This is a genomic window from Lysinibacillus phoenicis (assembly GCF_047238325.1).
GTDB classification, from domain to species: Bacteria; Bacillota; Bacilli; order Bacillales_A; family Planococcaceae; genus Lysinibacillus; species Lysinibacillus irui.
This window is the reverse complement of sequence record NZ_JBDFMP010000001.1, coordinates 182,329-198,293: the sequence shown is the minus strand read 5'-3', so window position 1 is coordinate 198,293 and position 15,965 is coordinate 182,329. Positions and strand designations below refer to the sequence as shown.

At 33.8% G+C, this 15,965-nt stretch carries 9 protein-coding genes; all 9 read left to right on the top strand.

The features are described from left to right. Window positions 1–757: 757 nt before the first annotated feature. The 9 genes from ABC382_RS01150 (at window position 758) to ABC382_RS01110 (ending at window position 15,495) form a co-directional block, all read left to right on the top strand. Window positions 758–6,172 carry an S-layer homology domain-containing protein gene (locus ABC382_RS01150; RefSeq protein WP_412926284.1) on the top strand — a complete coding sequence of 1,805 codons (5,415 nt, stop codon included), beginning with the start codon at window positions 758–760 and terminating at the stop codon, window positions 6,170–6,172. 450 nt (window positions 6,173–6,622) lie between these two features. Continuing rightward, window positions 6,623–11,839, top strand: a complete 5,217-nt coding sequence (locus ABC382_RS01145) for an S-layer homology domain-containing protein (protein WP_412926516.1) — start codon at window positions 6,623–6,625, stop codon at window positions 11,837–11,839. Between the two features lie 554 nt (window positions 11,840–12,393). Next, window positions 12,394–12,819 carry a hypothetical protein gene (locus ABC382_RS01140; RefSeq protein WP_412926515.1) on the top strand — a complete coding sequence of 142 codons (426 nt, stop codon included), beginning with the start codon at window positions 12,394–12,396 and terminating at the stop codon, window positions 12,817–12,819. A 32-nt stretch (window positions 12,820–12,851) separates the two neighbouring features. Further along, window positions 12,852–13,112, top strand: coding sequence for a hypothetical protein (locus ABC382_RS01135; RefSeq protein WP_412926514.1), 261 nt, complete (start codon window positions 12,852–12,854; stop codon window positions 13,110–13,112). 41 nt (window positions 13,113–13,153) lie between these two features. After that, on the top strand, window positions 13,154–13,414 hold the full coding sequence (locus ABC382_RS01130) for a hypothetical protein (protein WP_412926513.1): 261 nt from the start codon (window positions 13,154–13,156) through the stop codon (window positions 13,412–13,414). A gap of 77 nt (window positions 13,415–13,491) precedes the next feature. Then, window positions 13,492–13,953 (top strand): hypothetical protein, encoded by a 462-nt coding sequence (locus ABC382_RS01125; protein WP_412926512.1) that lies wholly within the window; start codon window positions 13,492–13,494, stop codon window positions 13,951–13,953. 29 nt (window positions 13,954–13,982) lie between these two features. Further along, window positions 13,983–14,465, top strand: a complete 483-nt coding sequence (locus tag ABC382_RS01120; protein ID WP_412926511.1) for a hypothetical protein — start codon at window positions 13,983–13,985, stop codon at window positions 14,463–14,465. A gap of 51 nt (window positions 14,466–14,516) precedes the next feature. Further along, window positions 14,517–14,963 carry a hypothetical protein gene (locus ABC382_RS01115; RefSeq protein WP_412926510.1) on the top strand — a complete coding sequence of 149 codons (447 nt, stop codon included), beginning with the start codon at window positions 14,517–14,519 and terminating at the stop codon, window positions 14,961–14,963. A 46-nt stretch (window positions 14,964–15,009) separates the two neighbouring features. Then, window positions 15,010–15,495: a hypothetical protein gene (locus ABC382_RS01110; protein ID WP_412926509.1), complete on the top strand. Its 486-nt coding sequence runs from the start codon at window positions 15,010–15,012 to the stop codon at window positions 15,493–15,495. The last annotated feature ends 470 nt before the right edge of the window (window positions 15,496–15,965 follow it).

The window sequence follows — 15,965 nt, the reverse complement described above, 5'->3', positions numbered from 1 at the left end:
TGCGTATTTGCAAATGCGTACACCGTGAAAAAACAGAAGAAAAATCTTTATTCAGTATGATGATTGGATAAAGAAATTTGTGCAGTATAAAATTGGTCTTTATAAGTCCTATGGAATAAGCTTTTAAAACAAATATATGGTTTTTTGAATTCTTTTTAATTGTATATTTTAATTTTGTGAGAAAAAGTTGTGTATTGATCTTTATGTCTATTGCTAGTGTACAGAGCAATAAGGCTATTGTTTAATCACAGTTAGTATTTATATTTTATACCCAATATTAATAATGCTTCCTTTAAGTATAGTGTTATGGAAGCCATTAAAGAATAATGTACTAACCATCTACAAGCGCAGTAGATGGTTTTTTGTTTGTCTTTTTTAAAAAAAAGTCTTCTATATAGATAAGATATTAAAGTTATATGTATTTGACTTTTAAGGAGATTTTATCATCATTTTAATGATTTTTTACTATATAGTGCTTTCAAAAAGGAATTTTTTATTGTATATTGATTTTGTATTCACGTAAAGTGTATATATCATTTATGTTTGTTCACATAAAGTGAATTCCGTTTTGGGTGAAAGTGAATTGTGAGTAGAATGAGAAAAGCGTAGAAAAAACGATTTGAAATTTGATGGTATATTTGAATTTATTTGTTAATGTCATGTAATCCATGAAATTTTAAACGAAAAATGTGAATCGACTCGTTTATCTCATTCTCTCAATTCAATAAAAATTATATATTATGAAAGGAATGGGAGAATGAAGAATAATAAAAAAGATGCTTCAAGGCAATCTGCTAGAAAGTCGAAAATGTTAGGTAAAGTAAATAAGAGTATGATCGCAGGTGCTATAGCATTAAGCTCAATTGCTCCTACAATGGTTCTAAATATTGAAACTGCTAATGCTGCGTTTTCTGGTGGATTAGGTACAGTAAATGACCCATATATCATTACCTCCGCTTCTCAATTGGTAGAGTTAGGTAATTATGTAACGGGTTATTTTAAACTTGGAAATGACATTGATTTCGGATACATGCCTGTAACACAAATCGGTACAGATTCTTTGCCGTTCAAAGGTGTTTTAGATGGAAATGGACATACTTTAAAGAACTTTAATATTGATAATGCAACGGCAGAAGCTACAGGTTTATTTAATTATACAGAAGGTGCAACTTTTAAAGATTTAAAAATTGAGAGTGCAAATGTTACTAATACAAAAGGTGAAGTTGGTATTTTAGTTGGTAATTCTTATAATACTAGCTTTATAGATATTGAGATTTCAAATTCATCTGCCACTGTTAATCCTACTTCTTCTGTTGATACTGCTGTTGGTCTGTTAGTAGGTAAGTTTCAAGGTAATAATAAGTTACCTTCTGAAATCAAAAATATTAAAGTACAAGGAACTGTTACAGGGAAAAGTAGAATCGGTGGTGTTATCGGACACCATTATGTTGCGTCAAGTCATGTAAATATCATAGATGGTATTGATGTTGATGTAATTGCAAATGGTACAGGGTCAACTTCCTACCCTGCAAAAGTTGGTGGAGTGATTGGCGTTGCCACTGCTTCGAACTCTCCTTCTACAAGTTCATTCACCTTTAATAATGTAAAAGTTAGAGGAGAACTTACAAGTACAGCTAAAATTGGTGGGCTTATTGGTCATACTAATGCCAAAGTTGAAATGAATAATGCAATAATCAAAGCATCACTCAAAGGTTTGGAAGGTGCTACTTCAACACTGTATTTAGGTGGTGCTGTAGGTGATGATGGTAATGGTGCTCGTAGAGGTATCTTTGTTAATTCACCAGTATTAGAAATCGCAAAAGATACTAAATATGCAAGTGTAATTGTAGGTAGCAAAATATCGAGTAATCTTTCTTATATCAATCCTAAATATATGGAAACTATGACATTAAAAGGTGGAGTAAGAAGGGATAATGAAAGTGGTGCAACGTTCTCTACTTACTCACAAGCACAAAGTCTACAAAAAGCAACATATGCCCAAGCAGGATTTGATTTCAAAGATACATGGGGTATCTATGAGGGGCGAAGTGAACCATTCTTGCTATTTGCTATGACTGACGCAGAAAGAGAAGAATGGGAGAAGGAAAACCCACCTGTAGATATTTATGCAGAAGCGAGACAAGCAGTTGAAAAAGCAGAAAGAACACATCTGCAAAGTGATGTCGATACTGCTCAATCTCTAATCAATCCATTACCTACTGGCACAGAAAAAACAGAATTGCAAAATCGTTTAAATGCTGTTCAAGATGCAATCAATAAAGCAAAAGCATTAGAACAAGCTACTAAAGCGGTTGAAAAGGCAGAAGCTACACGGACTAGAACTGATTTTAACACGGCTCAAACGTTAGTTACTGCATTGCCAAGTAGCTCAGAAAAAACGGCACTGCAAAACCGATTAAATGCATTACTTTCAATTATTGAAGGAATCGAAGCCGATGAACAAGCTTTAGCAAATGCCACACGTGCTGTTGAAAAAGCGGAAGCGACACGTTCTCAAAATGATATTGACTATGCACAAGGCTTGGTAACGGCATTAAAACCAAGCACCGCTAAAACTGCGTTGCAAGATCGTTTAGATGCTCTCCGTAAATCAATTGAAGAAGAAAAAGAAAACGATGAAGCATTGGCAAAAGCAACAAAAGCTGTTGAGAAAGCCGAAGCAACTCGATTAATTTCGGATATTGATTATGCACAAGACTTAGTAACAGCATTAAAACCAAGCACAGCAAAAAATGCATTACAAGCTCGTTTGGATGCATTGCGTAAATCAGTTGGAGAAGATAATGATGCATTATCAAAAGCAACGAAAGCTGTTGAAAAAGCGGAAACAACACGCTTAGACTCTGATATTGATTATGCACAAGGTCTTGTAACAGCATTAAAACCAAGTGCTGAGAAAAATGCATTACAAGCTCGCTTGGATGCTTTACGTCAATCAATTGATGAAGAAAAAGAAAACAATGAAGCATTGGCAAAAGCAACAAAAGCTGTTGAAAAAGCCGAATCGACACGCTTAGATGAAGATATTGAATACGCACAAGGCTTAGTTACAGCATTAAAACCAAGTACAGCCAAAGATGCTCTGCAAGCTCGTTTAGATGCTTTACGTCAATCAATTAAGGAAGAAAATGATGAAGCTTTAGCAAAAGCGACAAAAGCTGTTGAAAAAGCGGAAGCTACACGCTTGGATTCTGATATTAATTATGCACAAGGCTTAGTAACGGCATTACGACCAAGTGCTGAGAAAAATGCATTGCAAGCTCGTTTAGATGCATTACGTAAATCTATTGAGCAAGAAAACGATGAAGCTTTAGCAAAGGCGACAAAAGCTGTTGAAAAGGCAGAAGCAACACGTTTAGATGCTGACATTAATTATGCACAAGGCTTAGTTACAGCATTAAAACCAAGTACAGCTAAAGATGCCCTACAAGCTCGATTGGATGCATTACGTAAATCTATTGAACAAGAAAATGATGAAGCTTTAGCCAAAGCAACGAAAGCAGTTGAAAAAGCCGAATCGACACGCTTAACTTCTGATATTGACTACGCACAAGGCTTAGTTACAGCATTAAAACCAAGTACAGCTAAAGATGCTCTGCAAGCTCGATTAGATGCATTACGTAAATCAGTCGAAGAAGAAAAAGAAAATGATGAAGCATTGGCAAAAGCAACAAAAGCTGTTGAAAAAGCGGAATCATCACGTTTGATCTCTGATATTGACTACGCACAAGGCTTAGTTACAGCATTAAAGCCAAGCACAGCAAAAAATGCATTGCAGGCTCGATTAGATGCTTTACGTAATTCCATTGAGGAAGAAAATACAAACAATGAAGCTTTAGCAGAAGCAACACGTGCTGTTATCAAAGCGGAATCAACACGCTTAGATGCTGATATTGACTATGCTCAAAAATTAGTAACAGCATTAAAACCAAGTACAGCTAAAGATGCATTGCAAGCTCGCTTAGATGCATTACGTCAATCTATTCAAGAAGAAAAGGAATACAATGAAGCATTAGCTAAAGCAACACGTGCAGTTGAAAAAGCCGAATCGACACGCTTAATTTCTGATATTGACTACGCACAAGGCTTAGTAACGGCATTAAAACCAAGTACTGAGAAAAAGGCATTACAAGAACGGTTAGATGCGTTGCGTAAATCTGTAGAAGAAGAACAACAAAATGATGAAGCTTTGACAAAAGCAACAAAAGCTGTTGAAAAGGCGGAATCGACACGTTTAATGACGGATGTTGATTATGCACAAGGCTTAGTTACAGCTTTAAAGGCAAGCAAAGCCAAAGATGCATTGCAGGCTCGATTAGATGCTCTACGTAAATCAATCGAAGCGGAAGGTACTGATAATGAAGCATTAGCAAAAGCTACCCAAGCAGTTGTTAAAGCAGAATCAACACGCCTACAAACTGATATTGATACTGCACAAGGGCTAGTAACTGCATTAAAGCCAAGTAAGGAAAAAGATGCATTACAAGATCGCTTAGATGCATTACGTAAATCAATTGAACAAGAAAAAGCTGATAAAGAAGCTCTTGAAAAAGCTGAGGATGCAGTAGAAAAAGCAGAAGATACTTTAAAACAAGAGGATAAGGATACAGCTCAAGATTTAGTAGACAAACTTCCAAATGGTAAAGATAAAGACCGATTGCAAGATCGCTTAGATGCGGTGCAGGATGCAATTGATAAAGCAAAATCTAACCAAGAAGCGTTGAAAAAAGCGACAAAAGCTGTAGAAAAAGCGGAAGCTACTTTATCCCAAACAGATATTGATACAGCACAACGTTTAGTAACAGCTTTAAAATCTAGCAAGGAAAAAGAAGCGTTACAAGCTCGTTTAGATGCACTTCAACATTTAGTTAACAAACAAAATTCGGAAAGCCTAGCATTAGCAAAAGCTACTCAAGCTGTAGTAAAAGCTGAATCTACTCGCCAACAAGCAGATATTGATACAGCACGTGAATTAGTCTTTAAACTTCCAAATAGCACAGAAAAAGATGCTTTATATGATCGTTTAGATGCTTTGCAAAAATCTATTGATAAAGAAAAAGCAGATAAAGAAGCATTAGCAAAAGCTACAAAGGCTGTGGAAGTTGCTGAATCAACTAAAATGCAAAAGGACGTTAATACTGCACAAAATCTAGTAGCTGATTTGTCTGGTAGTGAGGAAAAATTCAAACTACAACAACGTATTGATGCCATCAGTCCAGTAATTCATATTGATGAAAATGGTACAGTAACAGCAACATTCAAATCACCTAAAACTCAACAATTAAAAGTTGAAACAGATGATTTGAAAATTGAACTGGAAAATGAATATCAAAACGCTTCTATGGTAAAAGTGGTTTGGAAAACAGTTGCAGGTAATAAACGTCAACTTCAAGTCATTGTAGATGGCAAAGAAGCTGAATCATTTAAGAAACCTGCGAAAGTTTCTGTGAAATTGCCACAAGCTTACTTGGTACGTGAGGTTGCAGATGGAAGTTTAAGAGCAGTATTGTACAAGTATGAACAAGGACGATATGTATTTGAAACAAATGTTTCAAATGACGTGTACATGTTCACTACTAAACAACGTAACTTTAAAGATACAGACGGTGTGTATAGCCAAGCAGAAATTAATGAACTGGCATCACGTTACGTAATCTACGGTACTACTCCAACAACTTATACTCCTAATAAAGATATTACTAGGGGGCAATTCTCTGCACTAATTGCACGTTCACTTGGTTTGAGAACTGATAAGGCGACTACATTCTCTGATATGCAGGGTCATTGGTTTGCAGGTGAGGTACAAGCATTAAAAGATATCGGGATTATTCAAGGTAAAGGGGCAGATAAATTTGACCCGAATGACACATTAACACATCAACAAACTGCGTTAATGATCTCTCGCTTACTTGAGTATTTAGGTAGTGATGTACCACTTAATAATCCAACATTCCATGACAATTCAGAAATTAGTGATGAAGCATGGAAAGCTGTAGGTCAATTGCAATCAGCAGGTATCTTAACAGGTACTACAAAAAATAACAAGTTTGAACCTAACGCAAACTTAACAAGGGCAGAAATGGCTAAAGTGCTATACAATACGCTTGATGTTGCAGGCTATATGAAGGATTCAAAAGCTAATAAAAAATAGTTAATGAAAAGAGAAAGTCGGACACTATCGACTTTCTCTTTTTGTTTTCCTCAATAGTTTTTTAAAACAGAATTTAAAATAAAAAACATTCTATATCGAAAATATATAAAAATTATATATATGTGATTATTAATAGGAATTATTCATCCTATTAATGATTTTTTACTATTTTCTACCTTTCAAAAAGAAAGGTTTTATTGTATATTATTTTTGTGTTCACGTAAAGTGAATATTGATTTCGTGATGACAAGTAAATATTGGCGAAAAAAGGTTTTAAAATTTGATGGTAATTTGAATGAAATTTAGTTTATAAAACAGCTTTCCTACACTTCGGGGGTTAGGGGAAATGAATTTCAATATTACATACTGTAATCCATGAAATTTTAAAACCATTTTTAATTCCATTGAAATTATTTGTAACGAATCAAAAATAATGAAAGGAATGAGAAAATGAAAAATAAGAAAACAAAAACAGGTAAAAAAAGAAAAAGCAACACTGCTAGTAAAGTTGTAAAAGGTGTAATGGCAGGGGTTATTACCATGAGTGCAATTGCACCTACTATGGCTGTGAATGTAAAGGCAATGGAAGAAGTCTCCGTCTTTTCGGGTGGAGAAGGGACAAAAGAAAGCCCTTATATTATTACTGATTCTGCTCAGTTGGCGAAGATTATTGATTTCCCAACAAGTCACTTCATTTTAGATGCTGATATTAACTTTTCAAGAATGCCTTTGCTCAATCCGATTGGGAACTTTAACAATCCATTCAAAGGCGTATTTGATGGTAATGGTCACTCAATTTCAAATTATACTTTGACTTCCAATGCCGAAGGAACTTCTACAGGACTGTTTAACGTTATTGACGGAGCAACTATAAAAAATCTTACGATTGAAGATGCTGTTGTCTCAAATAGTCGTAGTAAGATGGGTGTGCTAGTAGGTTTAGCTAAAAATCCGACAATTCAAAATATTAAAGTGAAAAACTCCCATGTTTCAGCTTTAGCAAATACTTGGTCACAAACTACAGGGCTTTTAGTGGGTTCTTTAGAAGGTACTGATAACGGAACAACAGTAATCAAAAATATTGATGTAGAAGGAAATATTGATGGTTACGGTTATATTGGTGGTTTAATCGGAAAAATTAGTGGCAGTTTCAAAGAAGCCAATATTATGAATATTGATGCTAACGCTATTTTAAATGGGCAAGGTATGGAAGATAATGTTGGTGGTCTGATCGGGCTAGTAGATGCATTGAATACAAAAATTAGCAATATTAAGGTAGATGGAAAGGTAATTGGTTCAGAAGCTGTTGGTGGTCTAATTGGTCAAGTGACTGGTGTTGCTAACAACTCGGTTATAAAAAATGTTTTCACAAAGCCGATAATAAAAGGTTCAACAGATGCTAATAGCAATATCTATTTAGGTGGATTGATTGGGACAGATGGGGGAGGCATTCGTGAAGGTATTACTATTGCTTCACCATCTATTGAAAATCCAACCGCTTCACCAAACGCACATGTAGTGTTTGGAAATGCATTTACAAGCAATCACCTCTATTATGACACTAAATATCTTAAAACTATTGATCTAAAAGGTGTAACAAGTGAAAAAAGCGGTATCACATTCGCTACGTTTACAGAAGCCCAAAAATTACAACAACAAACGTATAAGGATTTTGATTTCGGAACTATTTGGGGCATGTATGAAGGAAAGAGCGAACCATTTTTACTGTTCTCCATGACAGATGAAGAAAGAGCCGAATGGGAAATAGAAAATCCCCCTGTTGATATTTATAAAGATGCAAGGTTAGCTGTTGAAAATGCGGAAAAGACCCAACTGCAAGAAGATATAAATACGGCTCAAGGGCTTGTTACAAAGCTACCTACAGGTGAAGAAAAAACGAATTTACAAAATCGTTTAAATATAGTGCAAGATGCCATTAATAAAGCAAAAGCAATTGTTGAAGCTACAAGTGCTGTGGAAAGTGCAGAATCATCTCAAACACGTGAAGATTTCAATTCTGCTCAAGAATTAGTTAATGCATTGCCTAGCAGTGAGGAAAAAACAGAGCTTGAAAAGCGTCTAAACGAATTGCTTTCCATCATTGAGGAAATTGAAACTGACGCTGACGCACTGAAAGAAGCAACCAAAGCGGTAGATAAAGCAAATTCAACAAGGTATCAGTCCGATATTGATATTGCACAAGAGCTAATCACAGCATTGAAACCTAGTGAAGAAAAAGATGCATTACAGGAGAGACTAGATGATTTAATTGAAAGAATTTATCTATATGAAGTCATGAATGCAATGCAAGCCGTTGAAGAAGCCGAAAAGTCTAAATTAAAGGATGATATTGATAAAGCACAAGAGCTAGTGACTGCTTTAAAACCAAGTGAGCATAAAGTGGAGTTGCAGGAACGTATAGATACTTTAGTACAATCTATTGAAAATGAAAATGCTGATAAACAAGCATTGGCTAAAGCAACACAAGCTGTTGAAGAAGCAGAAACAACACGTTTGCAAGCTGACGTTGATACTGCACAAGACTTGGTGACTGCCTTGAAATCAAGTGAGGAAAAGGAAGCCTTACAAATACGATTAGATACGTTGGTTCAATCTATGGAAGATGAAAATGCTGATAAAGAAGCACTAGCGCAAACAACGCAAGCTGTTGAAGAAGCAGAAACAACACGTCTACAAGTTGACATTGATAAAGCACAAGAATTAGTGACTGCTTTAAAACCAAGTGAGGAAAAAGAAGCTTTACAAACACGCTTGGATTCATTAAAACAAGCTATTGAAATGGGTGATAAAGAATCACTAACCCAAGCAACACAAGCTGTTGAAGAAGCCGAAATATCACGTTTGCAGGCTGACGTTGATAAAGCGAAAAATTTAGTGACTGCTTTAAAACCAAGTGAGGAAAAAGAAGCCTTACAAGTACGCTTGGATGCTCTACAACAATCTATTGAAGATGAAATAGAAGTTAATAAAGAAGCGGAGGCAAAAGCTTCACAAGCCGTTGAAGAAGCCGAAATATCACGTCTACAAGCTGACATTGATAAAGCCCAAAGCTTAGTGATTGCTTTAAAACCTAGTGAAGAAAAAGAGATATTACAAATACGCTTGGAAGCTTTACGACAATCTATTGCAGAAGAAAAGGAAGCCTATGAAGAAGCATTATTAAAAGGTACAAAAGCAGTTCAAAAAGCAGAAACAACACACCTACAATCAGATGTTGATTTAGCCCAAAAATTGTTAGATCAACTAAAAGTAAGTGCTGAGAAAGATGCACTTCAAACAAGATTAAATGTGGTGCAAGAAATAATTAATCAAGATATTGCAGACCAACAAGCATTATCGAAAGCAACGGATGCTGTTGAAAAAGCAGAAATTACACGTCTGCTAACTGACATTAATACTGCTAAAGTTCTTGTAGAAGCTTTAAAGCCAAGTGAAGAAAAAAATGCACTACACTCTCGATTGGATGCACTGAGTAAATCAATTGATGAAGAAATAAAAAATGAGGATGCATTAACAAAGGCAACAAAAGCTGTTGAAGATGCTGAAATTTCTCGTTTGAAAATTGATATTGAAACAGCTCAAAATTTAGTAACTGCTTTAAAATCAAGTGAAGAAAAAACAGCATTGCAATCACGTTTGGATACATTACTTCAATCCATTAAAGAAGAAAATGAACATGTTGAAGCATTAGCATCAGCAACGACTGCTGTTGAAAAGGCAGAAGAAACACGCAAACTGGAAGACTTAGATAAAGCGCAAAATTTAGTAACTGTATTAATGCAAAGTACTGAAAAAACAACACTTCAAGCTCGATTAGATGCACTGCGTTACTCGATTGAAGCGGAAAATACAGAAAATGAAGCGTTGGCGAAAGCTACTCAAGGTGTAGTGATAGCAGAATCAACACGTTTAAAGGCAAACATTGATACTGCCCAAAAATTAGTAGATGCGTTAAATTCTACTTCGGCAAAAGATGCATTACTGGCTCGATTAGATGCACTGAAAAAATCTATCTCAGATGAAAAAGAAGCTGAGATTGAAGCATTTACAAAGGCAACACAAGCTGTTGAAAATGCTGAAAAGACACGTTTAGAATCTGATATTAATAAAGCAAAAAGTCTAGTGGATAAATTACCTGCAAGTGATTCAAAAGCTAATTTAAAATCAAGACTTGATGCTATTCAAGCTACAAATGAAAAAGAGGATTCTTATAAAGAAGCATTAGTTCAAGCGACTAAGGCTGTTGAAAAGGCAGAATCAAGTTTATCGCAATCAGATATAGATGTCGCCCAACGTAAGGTAACAGCTTTATCATACAGTGCCGAAAAAGTAATTCTCCAATCACGCTTAGAAGCTTTGCAGAACTATGTGAACAAGCAAAATACAGGAGATCAAGGATTGGCAAAAGCTACTCAATCTGTAGTTAAGGCTGAGTCCACTCGTTTACAAGCAGATATTAATACAGCACGTGAATTAGTTTTCAAAATGCCAAACAGTATAGAAAAAAATGTATTAAAAGGTCGGTTAGATTCTCTGCAAAAATCCATTGATAAAGAAAAACAGGACAAAGAAGCATTAGTGAAAGCAACACAAGCCGTTGAAAAAGCCGAATCGTCAAAATTACAAAATGATATTACTAAGGCTCAAAGTTTAGTTGCAGAAATGTCAGGTAGTGAGGAAAAATTCAAACTTCAACAGCGTATTGATGCCATTAGTTTAGTGATTCAAGTTGATGAAGGTGGTACAGTAACCGCAACATTCAAATCACCAAAAACACAACAATTAAAGGTTGAAACAGATGATTTGAAAATTGAATTAGAAAATGAATATCAAGGTGCTACTAAAGTAAAAGTGTTATGGAAAACAGTTGCAGGTAATAAGCGTCAACTTCAAGTCATTGCAGATGGAAAAGAAGTAGAGTCGTTTAAAAAACATGCCAAAATTTCAGTGAAATTACCACAAGGTTACTTGGTGCGTGAAGTTGCAGATAAGAGTTTAAAAGCAGTGTTGTATAAGTATGAACAAGGCAAATATATATTTGAAACTAATGTTTCAAATGATGTGTACATGCTCACAACTAAGCAACGTAGTTTTAAAGATACGGAAGGTCTAAATAGCCAAACTGAAATTAATGAATTGGCATCCCGATATGTTATCTACGGTACTTCTCCAACAACGTTTGCACCAAATAAAGATATTACAAGAGGTCAATTTTCTGCATTAATCGCACGTGCGCTAGGCTTACGCACAGATAAATTGAATACATTCTCTGACATGCAAGGTCATTTATTTGCAGGTGAGGTACAAGCATTAAAAGATATCGGGATTATTCAAGGGAAAGGGGCAAATAAATTTGACCCGAACGACACTTTAACTCATCAACAAACTGCGTTAATGATCTCTCGCTTACTTGAATATTTAGGTAGTGATGTACCATTTAACAATCCTACATTCCACGATAATTCAGAAATTAGTGATGAAGCATGGAAAGCTGTAGGACAATTACAATCAGCAGGTATTCTTACAGGTACTACAAAAAATAATAAGTTTGAACCAAATTCAAACTTAACAAGAGCGCAAATGGCAAAAGTACTGTACAATACCCTTGAAGTTGCAGGCTATATAAAAGACAAAAAAACAAATTAGTATTTGAAAAAAGCCGATGATTAGTCATTGGTTTTTTTCTTTTAAGATAATATGCAATTTGAAACAAATTTCACTTTGTGGTAATATTATATTATTAAAAATTCACCTTTTGACAAACTCGAACTACACTTTTAACCTTTTGGTTTTTTGTTTGAGTATTATGTGTATCCATCTTCACTGCTAACAAAGTTAGTAAAACATGGAAAGGCATAATTAAGATATCCTTATGGATATAAATTGACTTTACGTATTTACATATTTTGTATTTACAATAGTCATCTATGAATTATGCATTTCATAATAAATGTGCATTTACATGGATATTGAATTTAAAAGGAATTTTTAATTAATACAATACAGCTAATTTTAAAACCGAAATCAAATCATTTCTTGATTCTAAATTGGGTCAAATCTAATGATAAGGATTTTCGGTTTTTTCTTTTGTTGTAAAGGGAGGGAAATGAATAAGGTATTTAAATTTCATTTAAAAAACACTATAGTTAAGTAGAAGAAAAAGTAAAAAAACTAAAACAAACGAAAAAGGAGATATTAAAATGACTGAAAACAAAGGATTCCAATTTGACGATAATTTTTCATTTGATAGAAAAAAAGCTGTAGGTACTTATACAAAAGTAATTTCACTAACTGCTGACAATGTAGATTCAATCGTTGTTACTGCTTTTGAAGGTGGAGTAAATTATTGGTGTGGAGTAAAGCGTAACGAAGCATTTGCTGACAAACCAAGTAATGTACCTGCAAGTACATGGATTACACATTGTTTATTAGAAGGAAAAGAAATCGTGTTATATGACAAAGAAGAAACAGAAGAAGACGTGACATTAACACTGGAAAAACTTTTAACAGGTGTTTCATTAAATAGTGAAAAACGTCCTCATGATTCAGATTTAGAAAATATGGATGCTGATACGGCAGACTCTATTATTCAATATGCTGTGTTTGGAAAATTAGTATTTGGATAATTTTTTAATACAGCAAAAGGAGAGTGCTAAGTTTGAATAAGGAAAATCCCCAATATAGATCAGTTAGTTTGAATGGTTTAAAATTTACAGATGGACAAGGTATTGTTTGTGAAACCCAAAGTCACTATGGTTTATTTGTAGAAGGAAAAGGCTTTGTATCTTTTATAGATGATGGCAAAAAAGAATTAGTTAAATTACCTTATGCTAACACTAAAAAGGTTATCGAAGATATTATCAGTGCAGGTGGATTAGTGAATTTCTCGAATGTTGAATTTATTAATCCAATGCAGTAGAACATAGAACACTTGTTAAAAATAGGGAAGGGGTATTTCAAATGAAAGTTGATGTTAATTATGAAGTGATTTTTGATGCTATCAAAAAAATGGAATCTCAAGAAACCCTTACAGCAAACGAAAATGATGCAGTTTTAAAAGTTCTTAAAGCTGTACAAGGTGACTATATTCCAACTCAATTAGAGTTCGATAGCCAAAAGAACCGATTATCTATTTTAGATAATCTTGATATGGATAAAGAGCCGACTCGATTTAACCGATTATTGGATGAATGTAGAGTGTTCGAAAACCAATATCTATAATAAAAAAATTAAATTATTGAAAGACGAATGGTTTTTACTACTATTCGTCTTTTTTTATTTGTAAAGGGGAACTGGATATGTTTAATGAAGTGAAAAAATGGATTTGCACGATTTTATTTAGTAGTAAAAAATATCACAATGTATTTTACGATAATAATTTTACTAGAAAAGATGTTTTAAATATATTAAACGATTTTGAAAATAATTTCCTTGTGAAAATATTTGGTGGAAGTTCGCCATCACTAGAGAATGTTAAAAAGAAATTGGAGCAAGATTTTTTATGCATTGATAAAGAAATTCCACTTTTCTTAGAAGAAATGTATGAGTTAAGAACACAATACGATCTATATGAAAATGTTCTCTTGGAAGATTGGAGTCATGACTATAGTGTTATCCAACATGATAGCGTGTTTATGACAGATGGCGAAGTACAAAGAGAATACGAAAAAATAGATGCATTAGTAAAGAAGGCAGAAGCAGGCTTAGAGAAAATAGAAAAGGAAATTTTCTACTTTGTTTCCTTTTGGAATATTGCCTAAAAATAAAGGTGAAAATGGAGCGGATTATTATGATAACTCAAATCGAGAAAACAGAAAATTTATCAGTAGAATTTAATATTAATTTGAAAAGTACTGCTATTGATGGTGAAAAGTTATTAATAACATTCTTAACTTTTACAAAGGTACGTGAAGATATTACAAATGCAAAAATAGGTGAATTTGTAGGTACTATTGATGTGTTGTACCCTTTCGCTGGATTAAAAGTACCTTTAACGTTAGAAGTTTATCACAACCTTTGTGAAGACTTAGACTATGAAGATGAATGTGGAGTTGTTAAAATACCGCTTGTTGATGACCCTGTATTTATTGTCGAATTAGAATTTGAGCACTTTCATCAAACTAGGTTTAAAGTATTTGAAGAAAAAGGAGAAAAGTGTTCTTGTGGTGGTTACTGGCGACCAATGTATGACGATTTTCCGCATTGGATAAAATTCTGTACTAAATGTGATGCTAGAACAGAGGATACAGATTATTCACCAATGCCTTATTAAAAATTAAACCACTTTTACGAATACCTAAAACAAAAAAAGGTGTGTGAAGAAATGGAAAACTTGCTAACAAAATTCAATGATATAGAGCTTACAGCATTTCAATCAAGACTTGGAAGATCAATAGAACGTGGACAGCTAGTAGGTGTACATTGGAATAAACACAAAGAAGTTTGGTCAATTGTTGCCATGCGCTCACGAAAAGTAATTGGTTTAGTGGTAGGATACACTGACGAACTTACATTAAAAAATGTAACTTTCCATATTGATAGAACTAAACAAGCGAAAGTACGAGCAGAAGGTGCAAAAGATCGCCATGCCTTTGTAGTTGGTGAAATAGTCGATTTTAAATATACAGAAATGGAAAATGAATTGTACTACAACCCATTCAAAGTTGATACTTTCGTTTCAAAAGATGACATGGTGGAATTAGATTTTGTTGAAACAGTTTCAATGAAATTTGATCAAAAGCCTGTTGTAAAATATAACATTTCAAATTAATGAATTGAACAATTTACTAAAAAGAAAGCAAAGGAGCTTATTTAAAATGGGTGTAAGAATGTCATATAAAAATGAAAATAAAGTTATAAAATTTGGATTAGATCAAATAAACGGTGTATTTATGCAAATCTTTGAAAATGATGAACCAACAAGTAATTGGAGTGAATTTAGTCATTTCCAGTTTCCTTTTACTTACGATAGTATTCAAGATGGCATAAAAAAAGGTTTGATTTCAAAAGGGGATTTTACGGAGTTGTGCAAAATTCCAATAGGGGATTTTAAGGTTTATTTTAGAGATATAGGAACTACCGAAGACGTTTCCGATGATTTCCAATTCCCTCAATCACTAATTAAACATTTATATAGTGGAAAGGGATACCGAGTTCGTAAAATGGGGGATTACTACAAGCTTCTAAAATTATTCCGTATTCCAGTTTCTTTTGGAACAGTCACATGGTATGAAAATAATAATAGCTCAAGTAGAACAATGATTGAATTCCGAAATGATTTTGCGAATCAATTTGTATTCTAATGTAATAGAAGTCCTTTGTTTATAACAAAGGGCTTTTTTGTATGCATATATTTTGATTTTTACAGTATTTAGATTGCAGTTGAATTCACTTTATGATACATTAATATCATATTATATTCACTTTTTGACATACTTCTTTATCCGCTTCGGAATTACTCTACTAGAGTATTCTTTAGTCTAATTAAAAGAAGTGTTGTGTATATCTACCTTCACTGCTACTGCAATGTAGTATAACGTAGAAAAACATAACGTAATATCGCTTTTCTGCGAATGTTATTTTGTGCATTCTATCGTGTCTTAAAAGCGGTAAAAAAATGCAAAAAGGCTTTTTGCCCAACGCATACGTTTATGTGAGAAAAGTGATATGATTTGTGGTTTCTACCAATTAAATACAAATTATATTTTAAGCTGATTAATGGGCGAAAAGAATCGAACTAAAAATTATTTTAGTTTATTCATCGTTTGTTAGT